32 protein-coding genes and 1 tRNA gene are annotated in these 16393 nt (G+C 71.3%); 3 read left to right on the forward strand and 30 right to left on the reverse strand.

Annotated features, from left to right (window positions below; all coding sequences use genetic code 11):
• Positions 1 to 98: 98 nt before the first annotated feature.
• From ACFY1J_RS31055 to ACFY1J_RS31075, 5 genes are all read right to left on the reverse strand, one after another.
• Positions 99 to 1307: a DUF932 domain-containing protein gene (locus ACFY1J_RS31055; RefSeq protein ID WP_390732377.1), complete on the reverse strand. Its 1209-nt coding sequence runs from the start codon at positions 1305 to 1307 to the stop codon at positions 99 to 101.
• A 29-nt stretch (positions 1308 to 1336) separates the two neighbouring features.
• Positions 1337 to 1409: transfer RNA gene (locus ACFY1J_RS31060), tRNA-Ile, on the reverse strand.
• A gap of 110 nt (positions 1410 to 1519) precedes the next feature.
• Entirely contained in the window at positions 1520 to 1768 is a 249-nt protein-coding gene (locus ACFY1J_RS31065) for a hypothetical protein (RefSeq protein WP_390732378.1), read from the reverse strand.
• A 17-nt stretch (positions 1769 to 1785) separates the two neighbouring features.
• A complete protein-coding gene (locus tag ACFY1J_RS31070) occupies positions 1786 to 2145 on the reverse strand; it encodes a hypothetical protein (protein WP_390732379.1) in 360 nt (119 codons plus the stop codon).
• A 137-nt stretch (positions 2146 to 2282) separates the two neighbouring features.
• Positions 2283 to 2861 carry a hypothetical protein gene (locus ACFY1J_RS31075; protein WP_390732380.1) on the reverse strand — a complete coding sequence of 193 codons (579 nt, stop codon included), beginning with the start codon at positions 2859 to 2861 and terminating at the stop codon, positions 2283 to 2285.
• A 37-nt stretch (positions 2862 to 2898) separates the two neighbouring features.
• Here ACFY1J_RS31075 and ACFY1J_RS31080 point away from each other — a divergent pair, with 37 nt between their 5' ends.
• Positions 2899 to 3441 carry a hypothetical protein gene (locus ACFY1J_RS31080; protein ID WP_390732381.1) on the forward strand — a complete coding sequence of 181 codons (543 nt, stop codon included), beginning with the start codon at positions 2899 to 2901 and terminating at the stop codon, positions 3439 to 3441.
• Between the two features lie 4 nt (positions 3442 to 3445).
• Here the strand turns inward: ACFY1J_RS31080 and ACFY1J_RS31085 are convergent, their stop codons facing one another.
• Entirely contained in the window at positions 3446 to 3691 is a 246-nt protein-coding gene (locus ACFY1J_RS31085) for a hypothetical protein (RefSeq protein ID WP_390732382.1), read from the reverse strand.
• Complete coding sequence (locus ACFY1J_RS31090; protein ID WP_390732383.1) at positions 3681 to 3992, reverse strand: hypothetical protein; 312 nt, start codon at positions 3990 to 3992, stop codon at positions 3681 to 3683. The genes ACFY1J_RS31085 and ACFY1J_RS31090 overlap by 11 nt, the downstream gene beginning before the upstream one ends.
• 49 nt (positions 3993 to 4041) lie before the next feature.
• Between ACFY1J_RS31090 and ACFY1J_RS31095 the strand changes: the two genes are divergently transcribed.
• Positions 4042 to 4338: a hypothetical protein gene (locus tag ACFY1J_RS31095; protein WP_390732384.1), complete on the forward strand. Its 297-nt coding sequence runs from the start codon at positions 4042 to 4044 to the stop codon at positions 4336 to 4338.
• Here ACFY1J_RS31095 and ACFY1J_RS31100 read toward each other — a convergent pair.
• From ACFY1J_RS31100 to ACFY1J_RS31210, 23 genes are all read right to left on the reverse strand, one after another.
• Complete coding sequence (locus tag ACFY1J_RS31100) at positions 4314 to 4628, reverse strand: hypothetical protein (protein ID WP_390732385.1); 315 nt, start codon at positions 4626 to 4628, stop codon at positions 4314 to 4316. The two genes, ACFY1J_RS31095 and ACFY1J_RS31100, sit on opposite strands and share 25 nt — an antisense overlap.
• Positions 4625 to 5068: a hypothetical protein gene (locus tag ACFY1J_RS31105; RefSeq protein ID WP_390732386.1), complete on the reverse strand. Its 444-nt coding sequence runs from the start codon at positions 5066 to 5068 to the stop codon at positions 4625 to 4627. The genes ACFY1J_RS31100 and ACFY1J_RS31105 overlap by 4 nt, the downstream gene beginning before the upstream one ends.
• A gap of 20 nt (positions 5069 to 5088) precedes the next feature.
• On the reverse strand, positions 5089 to 5820 hold the full coding sequence (locus tag ACFY1J_RS31110) for a WhiB family transcriptional regulator (protein ID WP_390732387.1): 732 nt from the start codon (positions 5818 to 5820) through the stop codon (positions 5089 to 5091).
• A 3-nt stretch (positions 5821 to 5823) separates the two neighbouring features.
• Positions 5824 to 6495 (reverse strand): hypothetical protein, encoded by a 672-nt coding sequence (locus ACFY1J_RS31115; RefSeq protein ID WP_390732388.1) that lies wholly within the window; start codon positions 6493 to 6495, stop codon positions 5824 to 5826.
• 63 nt (positions 6496 to 6558) lie between these two features.
• The gene (locus tag ACFY1J_RS31120; protein ID WP_390732389.1) at positions 6559 to 7032 is read right to left on the reverse strand and encodes a hypothetical protein; all 474 of its coding nucleotides are present in this window, start codon (positions 7030 to 7032) and stop codon (positions 6559 to 6561) included.
• Entirely contained in the window at positions 7029 to 7391 is a 363-nt protein-coding gene (locus ACFY1J_RS31125; protein WP_390732390.1) for a VVA0879 family protein, read from the reverse strand. Before ACFY1J_RS31125 ends, ACFY1J_RS31120 begins: the two co-directional genes overlap by 4 nt.
• Before the next feature lie 3 nt (positions 7392 to 7394).
• Positions 7395 to 7544 carry a hypothetical protein gene (locus ACFY1J_RS31130; RefSeq protein ID WP_390732391.1) on the reverse strand — a complete coding sequence of 50 codons (150 nt, stop codon included), beginning with the start codon at positions 7542 to 7544 and terminating at the stop codon, positions 7395 to 7397.
• Positions 7538 to 7945, reverse strand: coding sequence for a hypothetical protein (locus ACFY1J_RS31135; protein WP_390732392.1), 408 nt, complete (start codon positions 7943 to 7945; stop codon positions 7538 to 7540). Before ACFY1J_RS31135 ends, ACFY1J_RS31130 begins: the two co-directional genes overlap by 7 nt.
• On the reverse strand, positions 7942 to 8211 hold the full coding sequence (locus tag ACFY1J_RS31140; RefSeq protein WP_390732393.1) for a hypothetical protein: 270 nt from the start codon (positions 8209 to 8211) through the stop codon (positions 7942 to 7944). Before ACFY1J_RS31140 ends, ACFY1J_RS31135 begins: the two co-directional genes overlap by 4 nt.
• The gene (locus tag ACFY1J_RS31145) at positions 8208 to 8666 is read right to left on the reverse strand and encodes a hypothetical protein (RefSeq protein ID WP_390732394.1); all 459 of its coding nucleotides are present in this window, start codon (positions 8664 to 8666) and stop codon (positions 8208 to 8210) included. Before ACFY1J_RS31145 ends, ACFY1J_RS31140 begins: the two co-directional genes overlap by 4 nt.
• Positions 8663 to 9067 (reverse strand): hypothetical protein, encoded by a 405-nt coding sequence (locus tag ACFY1J_RS31150; protein WP_390732395.1) that lies wholly within the window; start codon positions 9065 to 9067, stop codon positions 8663 to 8665. The genes ACFY1J_RS31145 and ACFY1J_RS31150 overlap by 4 nt, the downstream gene beginning before the upstream one ends.
• Positions 9068 to 9089: 22 nt before the next feature.
• Complete coding sequence (locus ACFY1J_RS31155; RefSeq protein WP_390732396.1) at positions 9090 to 9374, reverse strand: hypothetical protein; 285 nt, start codon at positions 9372 to 9374, stop codon at positions 9090 to 9092.
• Complete coding sequence (locus ACFY1J_RS31160; protein WP_390732397.1) at positions 9374 to 9985, reverse strand: hypothetical protein; 612 nt, start codon at positions 9983 to 9985, stop codon at positions 9374 to 9376. The genes ACFY1J_RS31155 and ACFY1J_RS31160 overlap by 1 nt, the downstream gene beginning before the upstream one ends.
• Positions 9986 to 9989: 4 nt before the next feature.
• Complete coding sequence (locus ACFY1J_RS31165) at positions 9990 to 10595, reverse strand: hypothetical protein (protein WP_390732398.1); 606 nt, start codon at positions 10593 to 10595, stop codon at positions 9990 to 9992.
• Positions 10592 to 11488, reverse strand: a complete 897-nt coding sequence (locus ACFY1J_RS31170; protein WP_390732399.1) for a recombinase RecT — start codon at positions 11486 to 11488, stop codon at positions 10592 to 10594. Before ACFY1J_RS31170 ends, ACFY1J_RS31165 begins: the two co-directional genes overlap by 4 nt.
• Positions 11489 to 11490: 2 nt before the next feature.
• Positions 11491 to 12588, reverse strand: coding sequence for a YqaJ viral recombinase family protein (locus tag ACFY1J_RS31175; RefSeq protein ID WP_390732400.1), 1098 nt, complete (start codon positions 12586 to 12588; stop codon positions 11491 to 11493).
• Positions 12585 to 13049 carry a hypothetical protein gene (locus ACFY1J_RS31180; protein WP_390732401.1) on the reverse strand — a complete coding sequence of 155 codons (465 nt, stop codon included), beginning with the start codon at positions 13047 to 13049 and terminating at the stop codon, positions 12585 to 12587. Before ACFY1J_RS31180 ends, ACFY1J_RS31175 begins: the two co-directional genes overlap by 4 nt.
• Positions 13046 to 13411: a hypothetical protein gene (locus tag ACFY1J_RS31185; RefSeq protein ID WP_390732402.1), complete on the reverse strand. Its 366-nt coding sequence runs from the start codon at positions 13409 to 13411 to the stop codon at positions 13046 to 13048. Before ACFY1J_RS31185 ends, ACFY1J_RS31180 begins: the two co-directional genes overlap by 4 nt.
• Entirely contained in the window at positions 13408 to 13815 is a 408-nt protein-coding gene (locus ACFY1J_RS31190) for a hypothetical protein (protein WP_390732403.1), read from the reverse strand. Before ACFY1J_RS31190 ends, ACFY1J_RS31185 begins: the two co-directional genes overlap by 4 nt.
• Complete coding sequence (locus ACFY1J_RS31195; RefSeq protein WP_390732404.1) at positions 13808 to 14725, reverse strand: hypothetical protein; 918 nt, start codon at positions 14723 to 14725, stop codon at positions 13808 to 13810. The genes ACFY1J_RS31190 and ACFY1J_RS31195 overlap by 8 nt, the downstream gene beginning before the upstream one ends.
• On the reverse strand, positions 14725 to 15045 hold the full coding sequence (locus tag ACFY1J_RS31200) for a hypothetical protein (protein WP_390732405.1): 321 nt from the start codon (positions 15043 to 15045) through the stop codon (positions 14725 to 14727). The genes ACFY1J_RS31195 and ACFY1J_RS31200 overlap by 1 nt, the downstream gene beginning before the upstream one ends.
• A 189-nt stretch (positions 15046 to 15234) precedes the next feature.
• A complete protein-coding gene (locus tag ACFY1J_RS31205; RefSeq protein WP_390732406.1) occupies positions 15235 to 15447 on the reverse strand; it encodes a DNA-binding protein in 213 nt (70 codons plus the stop codon).
• Complete coding sequence (locus tag ACFY1J_RS31210) at positions 15447 to 15698, reverse strand: helix-turn-helix domain-containing protein (protein WP_390732407.1); 252 nt, start codon at positions 15696 to 15698, stop codon at positions 15447 to 15449. The genes ACFY1J_RS31205 and ACFY1J_RS31210 overlap by 1 nt, the downstream gene beginning before the upstream one ends.
• 150 nt (positions 15699 to 15848) lie before the next feature.
• On the opposite strand from ACFY1J_RS31210, the gene ACFY1J_RS31215 reads away from it, so the two are divergent.
• Positions 15849 to 16286: a helix-turn-helix domain-containing protein gene (locus ACFY1J_RS31215; RefSeq protein WP_390732408.1), complete on the forward strand. Its 438-nt coding sequence runs from the start codon at positions 15849 to 15851 to the stop codon at positions 16284 to 16286.
• The last annotated feature ends 107 nt before the right edge of the window (positions 16287 to 16393 follow it).

Consider the following 16393-nt stretch of genomic DNA (forward strand, 5'->3'; position numbering starts at 1 on the left):
GTTGGGGGGCGGGCCGTGCCTCGCGGGTTGGGCGGGACGGGGCGCGGCCCTGTTGGCGGCCGGGCCGGGGGGATTCAGCCCGGCCGCCGGTCTCGGGGTCAGCCCTGCCGCAGGAGCAGCAGGCGCCGGTGGGCCTTGGTCTTCAGCTCGTCGTCGGCGCCTTCCATGACGGCCGTGGCGCGGGCTAGTTCCTCCGTCATGGACTTGCCGGGGCGGCGCGGGGCGACGTGGTCGAGGTAGCCGGTGATGGCGCGCTCGGCGGCGTACGCGGTGCGGCCGACGCGTTCGGTCTCGGTGTGGAACATGCCGTCGAGGGCGCCGAGCCGGTTCGCGTGGTTCGTGAGGGTCCGGTCCTTGGCGTCGTCGTCCAGGGGCCACAGCTCGGCGATCACGTCGTGGAACTCCTGCACGGCGATGTCCGTACGGGCGAGGGCCGTCTCCTCGGCGGCGAACCGCTCGAAGTAGTGGACCGACAGGCCGAGCGTGCGGCGGGCTTCCTTGATCTCGTCGATGGCGCCCTTGGTGTGACGGACGGCCCACCGGGTCACGGCGTCGCGGACGGCGAAGCGTTCGGTGTTGGCGCAGATGGGCCGCCAAGGGGTGACGACGCACTGGAACTGGCCGTTGCCGGAGTGGTCGTTCATGACGGCCACGTACGGGACGACGATGTCGTTGATGGCGTCGGCGTCGACCCGGACGGCCTCGGGCAGGCGGATGGAGATGAATACCCGCTTCCCGCCGCGCAGCAGCCCGGCCGACTCCCAGACGACGTCGAACTTGCCGACCAGCTCTTGCAGGAACTCGAAGCCCTGCCGGTTCTGGATCGGCGTGTACTTGCGGCCGACCGCGCCGAGGGCGGCCCCGGTGTCGGTGCGGACGGTGTGCCGCTGGTCGGCGTGCTCCCGCAGTTCCTCCCCCCACCGGTAGAGGGCCGGGACGGTGGTGACCTCGAAGTCCAGCCCGGACAGGGCCAGTACCCCGTCGATGTCCGTGGTGCCGCCGGGGATGATCTGGCCGAGGCCGTGCCATGCGGGCGAGGACGCGTACAGGGCGATCGTGCCGTCCGCCCGCTCGTCGAGGCCGTGCCGGGCGATGATCGCCTCGATCTCGCCCTGGGCGTTGCGGGAGACGGTGAAGGACTCGCCCCGGTCCCAGCCGGTCAGGACCTCGTACCGGTCGCCGCCGAGCAGGCGGATCTCACCCCGGTCGACGCGGGCCTCGAAGGCGCGCTCACGCTCGCGGACGGATTCGATCTGTGCCGTCTTCTCGGCGGCGAAAGCGGTGTTGACGTCGATGGTGGTGCTCACTGCTGCCTCCCAAGGCGTGCTGTTCGGAGTCACGCTGGTGGGACTCGAACCCACGACCCAGGACTTATAAGATCCGCGCTCTGCCAACTGAGCTACAGCGTGTCGATGTTGAGTTGTGCGGGCCGCCGCCCCGGTGACGGGGGATGAGTCGGGGCGGCGGCCCTGGGAGCGGCCGGGGTGGGTGGGGGGACAGGCCCCCGGCCGCTGGTCTGTCAGCCGCAGGCGGCCGAGCGGGTCAGGGACTGGCGGCGCACGTGGTGCGGGCCGGGCAGCTCACCCCACGGGTCGGCCAGCGCGAACCGGGACTCGGGAAGCCCCATGCGGTCGAACGCCCCGCACACCTGGCACGGGCACGGGATCGCCACCCAGGCGACGCCGTGCAGGAGGCGGATGGACCCGTGGTAGACGACCAGGTCGCCCGGCTCGACGAGGTCGAGCGAACGGATCAGCGTGTCGGACATGACTCCCCCTTGGGTGGTTACGGGTGGCTGCGGACGGGGCTGGCGGTCGGGGTCCACCGCATCGAGTCGCCGCTCCCGTTCCAGACCGGTGCGGTACGGCGGGGGCGGGCGACCGGAGCGGGGCGGCGCTCGGCGTAGCAGCCGTAGTGGTCCCACGCCTCGGTGAGTACGTGCCGCTCAGCCGGGCGGTAGGCCATGACGCGACGGAACCGTCCGTTGATGAACCGGAACGCCCGGCCGGGCTCGCACCGGTAGGTGTCGCGGTAGATCTGAGCGGCCACGCGGCCCAGCCACGACCCGTAACGCCAGTCAGCCGGAAGACCGCGCTGCACCAAGTACTCGGCGACTGTGATCCTGCGGATGAACTGGCCCTTCATGACGCCCCCTTGCCTATCTCCTGGACACTTCCAGGATGACAGATCACATCAGATCTGTCCAGATCTGCGCAGCGGGGAATATGGCGGATCCACGGCGACTCCCGCACCCGCGCCGCACGCGAGACCGGCTGAGACCCTCACGCGGGATGCCCGTGCGTGATGTTGGTGGTGAGCAGGTACAATCGGCCGCCCTCGTAACGGGCTGGCCGCCCCGTGTCCTCGTCCACGCACGCCGGGTTGGTGCACCAGGCGCGCGGACGGTCGCTGTCCGGGCGGGACTTGATCGACGCTTGGCCGCACACCAGGCAGCGCACATGCCGCATCTCCCGGGCGGGCGCCTGGAGGCCGAGGACCGTACGGCACGCGCTGTGCCAACCGCCCACCGTCGACGTGACCTCGCCGACCCGGCCGGTGGCCTCCGCCCCGTATGGGATGGCGCGCAGGGCCCTGTCCCACTGCTGCATGTGCGTCGAGCCGCGCAGCTCCATGTCGAGGATCCGGGCCTGCGCCTTGATCGCTGTGGACCAGTGGACGGCATCCAGCGAGGTGGGCGGTCGGGAGCCGGGCGGGGCGTGCCCGCCGGCGGGCGGCTGCCGTGTTCGCAGGGCGAGGCTGTCGAGGCGCGCTATCAGGCCGGGGCCGCCGTCGCCTGGGTGCTGCTCGTCGCCGGTGTAGCGATCGCCGAGATCGGCGACCAGGCCGTCAAGCGTCTGCATCGGAGGCCTCCAGCACGGGGGCGGCATCATGTCCTGCATGGATCAGGGGGTTGCCGCTGTATGGGCGGCGGGACTTGGCATCGCTGGAACCTTGCTGGGGGCGTTTGGAGGGGCCTGGGTTCAGGCCCGCACGACTCGCGCTCAGGTGGTGCATCAGGAATGGGCGGAAGTACGGCTCCGTATCCGCGATGAGCGACGCGCGGCCTATGCCGCGGTTCTTGAGCACTACGACCGGTCCAGGCAGGCCACCAGCATTGTGTTGCAATACCGGACGGATCACGGCGTACGTCATACCGAGGTTCCTGAAGACCTGCGCCGGGATGAACGTGTTGCTGTCGAGACTTTTCAACGAGCCGTCATGGACGTCGCGATCGCCGGTCCAGAGCGAATGACGACGCTGGCGGACGAAATCGCCGCCGCCATATGGGATCGGGTTATCGCAGTGGCCAACGGGCAACTCGACTACGAGGCACGAGTTCGGGACTACAACAACAGCACCACGCGTGGCATGAACGCCCGAATAGCCTTTGTGGAAGAGGCCCGCAGAGTCCTTTCGGCTCCTGATCGTCCTGTCCAGTGACCAATCAGACACCGACGGCCTCCCTTGGGTGGCGCGTGGCAACCTTCGGGCGCTCTGTCTCGAAGTAGACGACCAGCTCAGTGTCGTCGCCATGGATGTGCACGTCGCCGGCCCGCACCCCCTTGTTGGTCAGGGCGGCCCGCTCGTGCTCGGCAACGGCGACGGCCTTCTCCACCTCGGTGTGGTGGGCGGGGCTCTTCAGCGTCCACTCGTGCCGGTCGATCGTGACGACGCGGTGATCAGCGTCCATCGGTGTTCTCCTTGCTTCGTCGTGCACGCCAGACGCGGCAGCACCAGCCGCACATATCGCCGGCATTGGGGTACAGGTCGCCGCTGCCCTCACGCGGCTCGTCGCCGGGGCGCAGGGAACGGCGCAGGCCGGGGCAGGTCGGATAGATGTGGTCGGTCGGCCCCATCGGTGCGAGGTACCAGGGACTGACAGAGTTCTCGGGGCCGTTCCGATCCCGGAGGTCGGCGTCGGCGACCGCGAGCGTGGCCTCGATGACCGTCGGGTGCTGGAGGAGGACATCGGCGGGATGCTGGCCAGCCATCGGCCCTCCCCGCAGCCTCGTCGGCCGCCTTCTCATCGAGCGCCTGACGGTGCCTCTCCATGACGGCCAGGGCTTCGGGAGACCACTCGATGCGGGCGCCGCGGTAGCCCTTCAGCAGTTCCTCAACGGACGTCGCCGCGGACGCAAGCCCGTATTCGGGATCGTCGAGAACGACCGCGCGGCCGGACGGGAAACACGCGCCGTCGAGGGTGCGGCCGTCGGCGAGGTGCAGGCGGAAGCCGCGGGCAAGGGCCAGGACCAGGGCGATCACGACGCCGAAGAATGCGCCGATGAAGCTGACGATCAGCACGTCGCGGGGCGTCACGGAGCCACCTCCAGGCGCTGACGGGTATCGCTGCCGAGGCACCAAGTCAGGACGCGGTCGCCGAACCGGTCGTGGCCGGGCACCCGGTCGGGGTTGTCTTCGTCGGCGTCGACGACCTGACCGCAGACGGGGCAGTACCGCCGCACCGTGCGCTCCGGCACGTGCTCGTCCAGGAGGCCGTAGACGTCGGCGAGTTCGGCGATCTCGTCGGGGTCCGTCTCCTCGTCAATGTCCCGTTCGAGGCAGGCGCAGTAGCCGTCCTCGCAGCCGCCATAGGGGCAGTCGGCGAAGATCTGGAGCCGGGCCGTCATGACGCCTCCAGGTCGAACAGCAGCCCGTGCGCCCACGCGTCCGGTTCGGGTGCCGCGGCGGGCTGCGGCGGCTGGCAGACGGCGCAGCCGGACAGGTAACGGCACACCCGGTCGGCGAGCCACACAGCCACATACAGCGTCCGTTTGCGGGACACGGGCCACCACGAGGCGGGTGCACGCAGGGAGGTTTCCGCGCCGTACCCGAGCGGCCGCCAGGGCTTGCGGGGCGTGGCGTCGGCATACGGGTCCGTCTGCCCGGCTCGTACTGCTTCCGCCCGCTGACGCTCGTGCTGGCGACGGCAGCGGTCGTGCTGGCCCTCCGCACACCAGACGCAGGGCAACTGGCAGACGCAGGTGAGGCGGTCATCCGACTGGTCCGGGCCGCACCACCAATTGCGCTCGTTGGCGTCGTGGTAGCCGCAGATAACGTGCTCGTACACCCAGGCAGCTTCTTCCGGCGTCATGACGCCCTCGCATGCAGGTTGGGCAGCAGGCCGAGCCGTTCGCGGACGCGCCGCACGGACGGCACGCTGACGGCCATGCGGCGGGCGATGTCCAGGTCGCTCGCGCCGGTCATCCACAGGGTGTAGATGCGGCGTTCGTGGGGTGTATCGCCGCGCGGTCGGGGACGGGGCTTCGGTACGGGCGAGGGCGCCGCCAGCTCCGGCGCCGGCGCCGGCTCCGGTTCGGGCACGGCCGTCAACAGGTCCGGTTCGGCCATCGGCGACGGCTGCTGAACCGGGTCCGGTTCCGGCTCGAAGCGGCCGTCGCGGGGCCCGGACCGGTGACGGACGCGCCGCACCTCGCCGCTCCAGCACCGGTCGTCAACCTGCTCGCCGTGCGCGAGGTGCCTTTCAAGAGCCTCAGCCGTACCGCAGGGCTGTGGATCGGCCGCCGGTTCCTCCTCTTCGTCCTTGCCGGGTGCATCCGGGTCCAGCCGCCAGCGCTGCCTGCCGTCGAGGCCGGCGAAGATGCCATGCCGGTGGTCGCGGCCCTTGCCGCTTTCGGCGGCCATGACGGATTCGAGACAGGCTGCCCGGACCGGGCAGTGCACGACGCAGAGGGTGCGTGCCTGGTGCTGGGTGAGGTCGCTGAAGAACAGCTCCAGGTCCTCGTCGCGGCAGGCGGCTTCCTCCGCCCAGTCGCGGCGGCGCGCGGCCGTGTCGGGGATGGACCCGGTGTAGGCGCTCATGGGTCACCTCACGGCCGTCTCGGCAGGCAGCAGGTCGAGGGCGTGCTCGTAACGCCACTCCAGCTCGTCGAGCGCGGCCTGCGGGTCCGGGGCCCGCTCGGCCTCGGTCCTCAGGGCCGGCATGCCGTCGTCCAGGGAGGCCACCACCTCGTCACGGGTGGCGAGCCGGCCTTCGCACAGCCAGTGGGTCTTTACGGGCGCGGCGACGTCCCACAGCCGGGCGCCGCGCACCATGCGCCACGTGTTGGTGATCCACACCAGGCTCACGCCCGGGTTGCGGCGGATCATGACGCCCTCGGGGTCGATGACGTCCACGGGCATGTTGGTGTCGCGGCGGCGCATGCCGGGCGTGGTCAGGAACGGGCAGGCCATAGCGGCGTAGAGGGCGCAGTCGCGGTGCGAGGGCGGCTCCGAACTCACCCGGTTCACGGCGCACATCGGCCCGATGACGTACGCGTACTGGGTGGCGGCCAGGCCTAGCGTCTGGTTGCGCAGGGTGCCGCCGCAGATCCAGCAGCACCGGAACATGATCGCGCCGGTCATCTTGCGGTCCTCGGCGATGCGGAAGTCCGGCGCCCCGTTCACGCGGGCCACGAACCAGGGGATGGGACGGCCGTGCTTGTCGCGGGGCAGCCGGGCGACGCGGGGCGGCGGGGCGGGAAGGGGACGGGTCACGGTGTTCTCCTTGGTGCGCCCGGCGCCGGGCCGGTGACATCCCAGCGGCGGGCGGGTCTCGGGTCAGACGCGGATGCGCCCGGGGTCTTTGGAGGCGTAGGGGGCGCCGGTGATGATCGGGATGCCGCCCGGCACGGTCGGGTCGTCGTCGCCGAAGGTGGCGGCCTGGCTGACTGCGGTCGCGTTGGCGAGCTGGGCGCGCAGAGCACGGGTGTCCTCGCGCAGCTGCGGAACCTCGCGGGCCTGCTCAGCGAGTTCGCCGACGCGGTCGGCGGCCATGTGCGCCGCGTGCCGCCACGCCCACGCGGTGCGGACGGCGCGGTCACGGTCGTTGCTGACCGTGGTGAGCGCGCACGCGAGGTCTTCGTTCTCACGGTCGCTGCGGGCAAGTTCGGCGCGCAGTTGGCCGGGCGTCTTGGCGTACCGGTGCAGTCCGCTGCCTGCGGGGGCGAGACGCTGAATCACGCGTGGAAGCGACTGCCAGGCGAGCACCAGGGCACCGGCAGAACCTCCGGCTGCGAGGGCGTAGACGATCACGGCACACGCTCCGGCGCCGGGGCGAGCGGGAAGCCGTGGACGCTGCGGCCGTCCGGCAGCACGATCTCCCACGGGCCCGGAAAGAGTCCGTACGCCGCCCAGTCGCAGCTGCGGGTCTCGCGGCCCTCCAGGACGCCGAGGGTGCGGCCGATGCACTCCTGTCCGAGCACGTCGGAGGCGACGACGGGCTCGCCGTTCCGGTTCGTGCGCGGCTGCTCGGCGAGGGCGTCGCGGAAGTCCTGGCCCGTGGCAATGTCCTTACAGGAGGGGCACTGGAACGCCCACTTGAGCGGGTCGTCACCGAACCGTTCGCGGGCCTCGGCGACCAGCTCTGCCTGGGTGAGCTTGCGGTAGGACATTGATCAGTTCTCCTTGCTGGCACGGGCGAGGCGGCGGCCGGCGAGGAGCCACGCGACTCCCCCGAGGGCCGCGTAGATGACGGCGAGGACGTACAGGCGGGCGGCCTCCGCGACAGCGGCCGGACGGGACTCGTCGACAAGGGGCCTCAGCACGGGGTCACCCCCTCCGCCGCCGGCTCCAGCGGCGTGAGCATCCGGCGGCCCTCGAAGGGCTCGCGCGGCCACAACTCGCCCTGCCCGGGCGGCGTCGGGATGGGCCGGGGCTCCGGGTCGGGGTCGTCCTCGCTGCGGAACTCGGTGCACACGTACTGGTCGGCGATCCCGTACCGGCCCTCCTCGTCACGCGGGCCGTCGAGGAACTGCGCCGGGGTGCGGCCCATCAGCGTGATCAAAACGAGCGGGCAGCCCTGGGCGTCGTTGCCCTGGCGGGCCGACTTGTCGTGGATGCACCGGTCACAGTTCGCGGCCATCCAGCCGTAGCCCTCGGTGCCGTTGGAGAAGGCGGGCCGCTCGCGCGCCTCGGCGTACAGCCGGTCGTAGTCGTCAGGGCTCACCGTGCGGCTCCTTGTGCGGGCTGCGGCGCGACGTAGCGGACGTAGAGGTCGGCGCCGTCCTGGGTGAGTTCGGTGCGGCTCTCGAACGCTCCGGCGGGCTGGTAGGCGGGCATGCGCGCGTTGCCGGTGCGGACGTGCCAGGCAGCGGAGGTCGCGCTCTGCGAGCTGCCGTACGTCGCGGCGAGCACCCATGTGCCGGGCAGTTGCCGGGCCGTGGCGGCGGCGTGCCGGTGGTCGGCCCTCGTCCGGCCCTTCAGGCCGCTCATGACTCACCGCCGAAGATCGCCGCGTAGTCGTTGCGATTGCGCTCCCGCTCGTCCTGGTCCTCGACGTGACGGGGTTCGACGCAGTGCGCGTAGTCGCAGCCGGGCCGGGCCTGGCCGGTCGCCTCGCGGCCGGTGCGCAGCGTGAAGGCGACCCGGTACGCGCTGTACGGCTTTCCGTCGTGCATGAGCTGCGGGTTGCCGCCGCTGACACGGTTGCCGATCCAGCGCAGGTGCCCGCCCTCGACCGGCTCGATGCGCGCCCGGAACGCCTCCTCCAGACTCGGGTAGCTCTTGCGGCCGGACTTGTGCACGGGCAGCCGCAGGGCCTTGCGGACCTTGGCCACGGTCGTGTGGTGGGCTCCGGTCTGCCGGGCGATGCCTTTGTCGGACAGGCCGTCGCGCAGCAGCTGTTCGACGGCAGCACGCTTCTCGGGGCTGATCGTGCGGCGGCTCATCGTGCACCACCGGCGGGGCGGAAACAGGCGCGCACGGAGCCGAGCAGCTGCTCGTACAGGGTGATCTCCTGCGGCGACCAGCGGTGCTGCGGCGCGGCGTGGGCGTGCCGGAACCAGTCGTCGACGATGCCGAGCAGGAGTTCCTCGCGGTCGGCGTCGCGCATCGCGGCCACGGCCACCTCGGTCGGGTGGTCGGCGGCCAGTTGCGCGAACGCGCCCTTCAGGGCCGGGGCTTCGAGGTCCTGGCGGTAGGGGTGGCCGGGCGGGAAGGCCAGGCGCAGCACCTCGCAGCCGTCTGGGGTGCCGGCTTCGGCGGGGCGCCGGTGGTGGAAGTGCTCGGTCAGCCACGTGGTGAGCGCGGCGAGCGGGTGGTGTGGCGCGGCGATGTGCGTTGCGGTCATCGCCCTCATCTCCCTCAGGTGATCATTCGGTGGTGGGGGTCGGCGGGTGGCGCAGCGCCGAGCGGATCTCGGCGGCGCGCTGGTGGACCGTGTCCGGCGTGGCGGGCGGCGGCGTGGCCTTCCACGGCGGGGCGGGGCGGGCGAGGGTGGGCCGCCAGCCGCGCGTGCGCAGCGCGGTGACGAACTCGCGGGCGAACAGCTCGGCGTCTAGCCGCTCGCCGGGCGCGTCGGCGTCGCGCTGGCGAAGCCGGTGAGCGAGCGCCGTCACGGCGTCGCGGGTCTCCTGGTCGGGGTCGCGGTCGGCCATCACACCTCCCGGTGGCGGCGGTTGTCGGCGAGCAGCCCGCACAGCAGGCAGCTGGTGCCGTCGCTGTCCGCGTCGGGCTGGAACGGGTGCCAGTCGACGGCGGGCAGACCACCGCCCTGCGGCGGGGCGTCGCGTGCGCGTGGGCGCGCTCGCGTACGCGCTCGCTCGCCCCCCTCCGAAGGAGGGGGCGAGCTCTTACTCTCTGGCTGCGGACTGTCCGCGGACGTGTCACGTGACAGGGGTTTGACCTGCTCGTTCTTCCGCCTGTCGCGCTCCTTGCGCTTCCGGTCACGGTCGGCCGCCCTGCGCCGGGCGAGAGCCTCTAGCTCCTCCTGCCATTCCTGCCAGCGAGCGATCCGCCAACCCTCAAGCTGGTCGCGATCTCCACAGACCGGAATCCACAGCGAGGCCGCTACGAGTGCCTCGACCGACGCCGCGTACCGACGACGACGGAACAACGACGGGGCGATCGCCGCGGGGATGAAGCCACTCGTCTCCTGCGCTCCGGCGTACGCCAGCGACCGGATGAAGCCGATCTCGGCTTCGGCATCCGGGAGGCTCGCGACGGCCGGGTCCAGGTAGTACGAGGACGAGAGCTTCACCCAGTCCACCGCCTCAGTCCCTCTGGTCCGCTGCGGTGGGGGCGTCCAGGACCCTGCCGCACGCGCACGCCATCCGATCGCCTGCGACGGTCAGGTAGCGCCAGCGGTGGAACGCGCACGGTGCCACGAGGGCGGCCCCCGTGGGGTGCTGCACGATGGCCCAGCGCGGGTCGTACGGGCCGCCCATCGCCCGCAGCGGCTGGAGGTCGCCGCACACGAGACAGCGGCCCACGCGCCCGCCGGCCATCTCGGCGAACAAGGTGCGGCGGGAGCCGGGGCAGTTCTTCGGCGGGTCGATCCAGCGGGGCGAGAACAGCAACTCCCTGCCGTCGGGCCCGTCGACCTCTTGTCCGGCGCCGACCGCGCGGCCGTCGCACGTGCCGCACACGAGCTCGCCAGGCGGCGGAGTGTCGCACCCCAGCGCGGTGTCGTCGACGTAGCCGCCCCCGCACCACAGGTCGAAGACGGCCCGCCCGGTCCTGACGTAGCGGCGGCCGGAACGGGGCCGGTGCCAGCGGGACATGGCCCGCGTGCGAACGAACCGCGGCCCCACGGTGAGGGGTTCGGCATCGATCCGGCCGCACGACGTGGTCACCGGCGGCAGCAGAACCACGCTCACGGCGTCTCACCGCCGTCTTCACCACCGGAACGGGGCTGTGCGGTCTCCGGCCACCTGGCGGCCGACGGCTGCTGCTCGCTGTCGCCCTGGTCGTCGCGGGAGATGACTGTGCCGCGGATGACGGCGGGCGCGGAGCCTGCCTCGTCAGCGTCATCGTCGGCGCTGATCAGCTCAGACAGTTCGGTGGACGTCGGCACGACCTTGACGAGGCGGCGCACACAGGATTTGGCCCACATGGCGTCGAATTCGGTGTGCCAGGTGCTGTCCCGCTTGCCCTCGCGCTCGGCCTTCGCATAGGCCTTGCTGTACTTGTCGCGGATTTGCGTGGCCTGCTGCCGGTTCAGGATGATCACTTGGGAGCGGCGGCCCTCGATCCAGGCGAATGCCCAGGCGAGGATCACCGGCCCGCGCTCCTCCTCAGACAGGTCGACGCGTGGCTTGTGGAAGAAGTCGCGGGGGCTCGGCTCGGTGGGCGTGTAGTCCCACTGATCCTTCTCCCGGATCCAGCCGAAGTGGACGCTGTCGACGCGGGGGTGCCGGTACATCAGCTCGATGTAGCCCTCGTACATGGGCTGGAAGGTCGCGACGTCCTTGTACGGGACGATCGCGGACTGGCGGCCGTCGGGCTCCAGGCCGAATCGGGCACACGCGAGGAATGACCGCATGATCGACGCATTGGTGCAGTTCTTCAGGTTGGGCATCACCGACAGGGCGACCGCGGTGAAGTGCGCCTGGTCGACATGCCGAGGCAGGGCGTCGGTGAAATAGGCCTTGTGGCCCTGGAGCCAGGCGAGTTTGTCGTCCCGCAGTGCGACGTCGTGCGGCTGCGGCCCCTCCAGGGGCGGTTCCTGGTCACCGGTCGCCTGCTTCACGCGGTCCTTGAGGTCGGCCATGGTCATCCTTCCGTGGGCACGACGAGCCGCCGCGCCCGGTACTGGCGATAGGTCTCGGGGCGCTCGGCCTTCAGCCGGTCGAGGTCGACGGCCGGGACCGAGCGGGTGTAGGCGGCGGCGAGTTCGGGCTCGGCCTCACGGAACCGTTTCGCCGCGAAGGTGCCGTTCTGCCGCCACGTGTAGGCGGGACGGCCGCCGACGAGCGCCACCTCGGCTTCCCCCAGCAGGGCCCGGAGCCGGTTGTCGACCGTGTCGAGGTCGCCGCCCAGCTCGGCCGCGCGCGCGGCGAGCTCGCGCCGGCGGGCCAGCAGCAGCGTGGTCTCCACGGGGTCGACGTCGGCGGTCGCGTCCTGCTCGGCCTCCCACATGCGGGCGAGGAGGTCGGCGGTGGCCTTGGAGCCGTCCGGCTGGGGCGGGATGCCGGTGAGGACGTGGTGCTGCCAGAACTCGTCGACGGCGTCAGCGAGCAGCTGGCACAGTTCGTCGTCGCGTTCGAGGCGGAACCAGACGAGGTCGTCGTCGAGGAGACCGGCGATGTAGGCGTGCCGGTAGCCGGTCACGGTGAGGTACCAGTGGGCTTGCAGGGAGGGCCCGTCGGGCGGCTCCTCGCCGCGCCAGCCCTCGATGCGGGCGGAGCGCCAGGTGCGGGTCTTGCACTCCAGGACGCCGAGTTCGTCGCGGCCGGTGTCATCTGGTGCAACGGTGAGCCGGTCCGGGTTGGCGATCCAGTGCGGGTGGTCGATGTGCTGGAGGGTGCCGGGCGAGTCGAGCACGGTGAGGCCGGAGTCCTCGGTGAAGAACTCGGCGACCAGCGATTCCAGCCGGTGGCCGCGGCGGGCGGCGCGCTCCAGGCGGACGTCCCGCTCGGGCCGCAGCTGGCCGGTCTTGTCCTGCCACACGTGCAGGGGGCCCCGGTAGCGGTCCAGGCCGAGGATGGCGGCCACGTCGCTGCCGCCGGCCCCGGTCTGCCGCACCGTGCGCCAGATGTCCTCCGGGGCACCGGCAGGCAGCAGCAGGCGCGCAGTGGGCGCGACGAGGCGTCCCGGGCCGGACGTGGGGGGATGAGCCTCCGGCCCGGTGGAGGGGACCGGCGGCTTCACCACGGCCTCCCCGGGCGGATGGTGATGCCGGGCGTCGGGGCGGTGTGCACGAAGTCGGCGATCTCGCGGATGGCGGCGGCCCAGCGTGGCGGGTGGGCGGTGTGGCGGCCTTCGAGGGCGGCCGTCACCTCGCGGTGGAAGGCCGTCAGGAAGCCGGGCTGCGGCAGGGAGACGATCTCCGGCAGGCCGAGCGCGGTGTGACGCGGTTCCCACCCGGTGAAGACGACCGGCCCGGCGTACGGCTGCCGGAGGGCGCCGAGCGCGATGAGCACGCAGGAACCGGTGATGTTGCGCGGGTACTTCTCGGTCAGGACGTGGCCGACGTCGTTGACCCACCCGGCCACGGCCAGATCCGGCAGCCGGACCCGCGCCCGGCCTTCCGGCCCGATGACCGCGTTCCAGTCGGGCTCGCCGTCGTGGTGGGTGAGTTCGCCGTCCGGAGTGATCAGAGCCCACTTCATCGCCGAGCACCCGTCTGTGCACGGTTCGAGGGCCGGTTCACGGCGCGGGACGGGACGCGGTGCACCGTGTCGGCGGGCACCCACACGCCCCAGGTGATCCCCTCTTCGTTGTCCCAGTGCGCGAACACCATGGGTGTGCCGATGCGGCTGAGGCAGACGGCCGTCGGATCGCCGTCGAAGTAGCCGGGCACGTGCACGGGCTCGTCGGCACGGACGGTGCCTTCGCGGCCGGACCGGATGCTCTCGATGCGGCAGCCGACGGGGAACTGAACGGCCAGCGCCGCGACTCGGCGCAGCAGCTCATCATCGGCGGTGACGATGCCCCGCCAGTCGAGCTTCATGGCGGGCGTGTCGATGCTCATGCTGCGCCTCCGGGTGTGCGGATCAGGTCGCGGGTGTGGTGGGTGCAGCCGCTGGGGATCTCGATCTCGCCGAGGGGCAGCCAGCCCTGCCGGATGGCCACGGCGACGGCCTGTTCCATGGAGGCGACGTTCAGCCGGTCGCGGATCCGCTTGCGGCGGGAGCGGACGGCGTCGGGCGCCACGTGCAGGGCGTGGGCCGTCTGGACGACGTTCTGGCCGTTGGCCGAGCAGACAAGGACGTCGAGGTAGATGCCGTCCAGCGGGAAGGGCGTCTGCTGCACGGGCCGCCACCGGTCGAGTTCGTCGAGCAGCAGGCGGATCGTGCGCGCGGACGGCGTGCCCGGGTTGCGTTCGACACCCGCGCGGATTTGGGCGAGCACCGCCCGGCTCAGCGGCTCAGCCATTGCCGTCACCGTCCTCGGCGACCAGCCGGGCGACGTCCGGCCAGCGGCGGGAGACGGCTTCGAGCTGGGCGCGCTCGCGCTCCATCTCCGCCGTGGCGGCGGCCCACAGGTCGGCGTCACGCCACGCCCAGATCTCATCCTCGATGAGCCGGTCCAGGGTGGTGGGGTCGAGGGCGTCCAGCTCCCAACTGCTGCGCCCGAAGCGGCGGATGTAGCCGGACGCGCGGGAGTCGGTCAGCTTGGCCGGGTTCGGGGGCGGCTGGTGCTCCTCGACCTGCGGCATGTTCAACGCGATGCGCCGCACCGTGACGTCGGCGCCGAACAGGGCGAACCGCTCTGCGATGTCGCGGGTCATGTCGATGCCGGACGGGTCATGGTCCCCGAGGTGGATGACGACCGGCTTCTGGCCGTCCGCCTCGTAGCGGGCCAGGCGGCGGGCGGCGCCCCACAGTTCGGACTGCGAGGTGTAGCCCCGGCACGAGAAGTAGTCGACGTCGTTCCGGTTGCACGCCCCGGTGATCACACCGACAAGGGCGTCCTTTTCGATCCACACCTCGACCCGGTGCGGCTGGTCGGCCCACCGGTCGGTGCGGTAGCCGTACGCCACCGACCGGATGATCGACTCCGGGTCGTCCCAGTGGGACAGGCCGCGCAGGTTCCGGGTGCGCTCGACGATGTAGTTCCAGTCGAGCAGCCCGGCCAGGCGGGCATCGTTCACGATCGAGCCGAGCCGCTTGTACTCGGTCTGCTTGTTCGCCAGGTAGCCGCGCGCGACGAACTGGTAGTACAGCTGCCTCAAGGTCAAGTCGAAGCCCTGGCCCGCGTACTCGGCGCAGATGGCGTTGGCCCGGCTGATGATGGCCATGCTGGACGGGCTGAAGTTCTTCTCCACGTAGGCGATGCGCGGCATCAGACATCACCGCCCAGCGTCCTGGCGGTCAGTGCATACGGCACCGGCCTGTCCTCGGCGGTCTTCATGCGCAGGAAGGCCGTCTCCCACGGGATGCCCGGAGACGGGGTCTTGCCCGTCAGGACGGCTCGCAGCGCCTCGACGATGCGGGCCGAGCGCCGGTCCAGAAGCGGCGAACGCCCGGCGCCGTCCGGCACGTCGAGGGCTTCGACGATGGCCCGCAGCAGCTCGCGCAGGTCGTCCCGCTCGACCTCGACGGCGGGCTTGCCGCCCTCCACGCGCGGCGGCGGTTCGGGACCCGGCTGTGTCATGCTGGTCACGAGTCCACTTCCTTCCTGGTGAGGGTGAATTGGTGGATCATTCGGGGCCGTCGGGTGCACGACGGCCCCGCTCGCGTCAGTAGGGCAGCGGTCTGCCGCTGGGCGTCCGGTTGTCGATCGGCCGGGGTTCGCGCGGCCGGGGCGTGCGCGGCTGCACGCGGATCTGCCGGGCCATGGGCCCTCCCTCGTTCAGGCGTCTTCGAGGAGGCGCACGAGTGCAGCGGTGACGACGCGGTTGCGTCCTCCGAGGCGCAGGACCTTGACCGGAGCCTGGCCACGCCGGATGAGCTCGTTGAGGTGGCTCTTGGAGACGCCGAGCGCGGTCGCCGCCTGGGCAGGCGCGACCGTGGCGGGCCAGGCGCGGACCTGGTCGAGAGTCGGGCGGACGGCGCTGCCGGCCATCACGCCGCGCCCTCGCCGGACTCGCCGATCAAGGTGTTGGGCCCGAAGTCGGTCGCCGCGTCGACGCCGAGGATGCGGGCGAGAACCACGCGGACACGGGGGTCGCGCGGGGCGTTGATGCCGCGCTCGTATCTGCTGATCTGCGAGTTGTCGACGTCGGCGCCCTCAGCGGTGCACCGGGCGGCCAGCTCGACCGTCGTCAGACCGAGTCGCAAGCGTGCGTTGCGGAGCTTGCTGTTGACCTGATGCATGCGAGTGAGACTAACTCAGATCCACTCAGATCTCAACAGGTCTGCTGCCAGCATCTCGCGAGATCTGTGCACAGAAACAGAATGGCCGGGACTCCCCTCCTGCGTTCTGCTTTGATCTGCGCTAATCTGCGGAGGACAACAGGAGGAGCGATGGCCCCGAACCCCCACGAGCTACTTGATCAGGCCATGGAGGACCGACGCCTCGAACTCGGGATGACCTGGAAAGAGGTCTCCGCACAGTCGGGCGTCACCGTCGAGACCCTGTCGGCCCTGCGGAAGGGCCGGACCAACCCCCATAACGCCAGCCCCCTCACTCGGCGCGGCATCGAACGAGCACTGAAGTGGGCGCCGGGCGGCTATGGCGACGCCCTGGAGGGCCGCAAGCCGAAGGGCCTCGCAGAGGACGTGCCGCACCCGGAGCATGCACCCCCGAAGGCCGGAGCCGCCGACGAGGTCGAGGAGCTGGTCGAGCGGTTCCGCAGGCTTCCCCTGGACAAGCAGCGGGAGGCGTTCCGGGAGCTGTTCGAGGAGCTGCACCAGGCGACCGATACCCGGCGTGGGGAGGACCGCCAACGTCCTGCCGGGTGAGGTCAGTTCGGCCAGGCGACGGTCACGGTTCGGTCACGAAGCGTGCGCATATGCATGACAGATAGTCCAATGTAGCACAGAGTGTCTATCCCCCCACTCTACGTAAC

This window comes from Streptomyces sp. NPDC001406, from assembly GCF_042895285.1.
Classification (GTDB): Bacteria; Actinomycetota; Actinomycetes; order Streptomycetales; family Streptomycetaceae; genus Streptomyces.

Excerpts from the sequence above, each read along its gene's own strand:
- ACFY1J_RS31155 (WP_390732396.1), bottom strand. The coding sequence starts at position 9,374 with ATGGCCGACCGCGACCCCGACCAGGAGACCCGCGACGCCGTGACGGCG.
- ACFY1J_RS31145 (WP_390732394.1), bottom strand. The coding sequence starts at position 8,666 with ATGAGCCGCCGCACGATCAGCCCCGAGAAGCGTGCTGCCGTCGAACAG.
- ACFY1J_RS31150 (WP_390732395.1), bottom strand. The coding sequence starts at position 9,067 with ATGACCGCAACGCACATCGCCGCGCCACACCACCCGCTCGCCGCGCTC.
- ACFY1J_RS31090 (WP_390732383.1), bottom strand. The coding sequence starts at position 3,992 with ATGGCTGGCCAGCATCCCGCCGATGTCCTCCTCCAGCACCCGACGGTC.
- ACFY1J_RS31190 (WP_390732403.1), bottom strand. The coding sequence starts at position 13,815 with ATGGCTGAGCCGCTGAGCCGGGCGGTGCTCGCCCAAATCCGCGCGGGT.
- ACFY1J_RS31125 (WP_390732390.1), bottom strand. The coding sequence starts at position 7,391 with ATGTCCTACCGCAAGCTCACCCAGGCAGAGCTGGTCGCCGAGGCCCGC.
- ACFY1J_RS31205 (WP_390732406.1), bottom strand. The coding sequence starts at position 15,447 with ATGGCCGGCAGCGCCGTCCGCCCGACTCTCGACCAGGTCCGCGCCTGG.
- ACFY1J_RS31085 (WP_390732382.1), bottom strand. The coding sequence starts at position 3,691 with ATGGACGCTGATCACCGCGTCGTCACGATCGACCGGCACGAGTGGACG.
- ACFY1J_RS31195 (WP_390732404.1), bottom strand. The coding sequence starts at position 14,725 with ATGCCGCGCATCGCCTACGTGGAGAAGAACTTCAGCCCGTCCAGCATG.
- ACFY1J_RS31100 (WP_390732385.1), bottom strand. The coding sequence starts at position 4,628 with ATGACGGCCCGGCTCCAGATCTTCGCCGACTGCCCCTATGGCGGCTGC.
- ACFY1J_RS31065 (WP_390732378.1), bottom strand. The coding sequence starts at position 1,768 with ATGTCCGACACGCTGATCCGTTCGCTCGACCTCGTCGAGCCGGGCGAC.
- ACFY1J_RS31170 (WP_390732399.1), bottom strand. The coding sequence starts at position 11,488 with ATGGCCGACCTCAAGGACCGCGTGAAGCAGGCGACCGGTGACCAGGAA.
- ACFY1J_RS31210 (WP_390732407.1), bottom strand. The coding sequence starts at position 15,698 with ATGCATCAGGTCAACAGCAAGCTCCGCAACGCACGCTTGCGACTCGGT.
- ACFY1J_RS31075 (WP_390732380.1), bottom strand. The coding sequence starts at position 2,861 with ATGCAGACGCTTGACGGCCTGGTCGCCGATCTCGGCGATCGCTACACC.
- ACFY1J_RS31080 (WP_390732381.1), top strand. The coding sequence starts at position 2,899 with ATGGATCAGGGGGTTGCCGCTGTATGGGCGGCGGGACTTGGCATCGCT.
- ACFY1J_RS31070 (WP_390732379.1), bottom strand. The coding sequence starts at position 2,145 with ATGAAGGGCCAGTTCATCCGCAGGATCACAGTCGCCGAGTACTTGGTG.
- ACFY1J_RS31185 (WP_390732402.1), bottom strand. The coding sequence starts at position 13,411 with ATGAGCATCGACACGCCCGCCATGAAGCTCGACTGGCGGGGCATCGTC.
- ACFY1J_RS31180 (WP_390732401.1), bottom strand. The coding sequence starts at position 13,049 with ATGAAGTGGGCTCTGATCACTCCGGACGGCGAACTCACCCACCACGAC.
- ACFY1J_RS31110 (WP_390732387.1), bottom strand. The coding sequence starts at position 5,820 with ATGAGCGCCTACACCGGGTCCATCCCCGACACGGCCGCGCGCCGCCGC.
- ACFY1J_RS31215 (WP_390732408.1), top strand. The coding sequence starts at position 15,849 with ATGGCCCCGAACCCCCACGAGCTACTTGATCAGGCCATGGAGGACCGA.
- ACFY1J_RS31140 (WP_390732393.1), bottom strand. The coding sequence starts at position 8,211 with ATGAGCGGCCTGAAGGGCCGGACGAGGGCCGACCACCGGCACGCCGCC.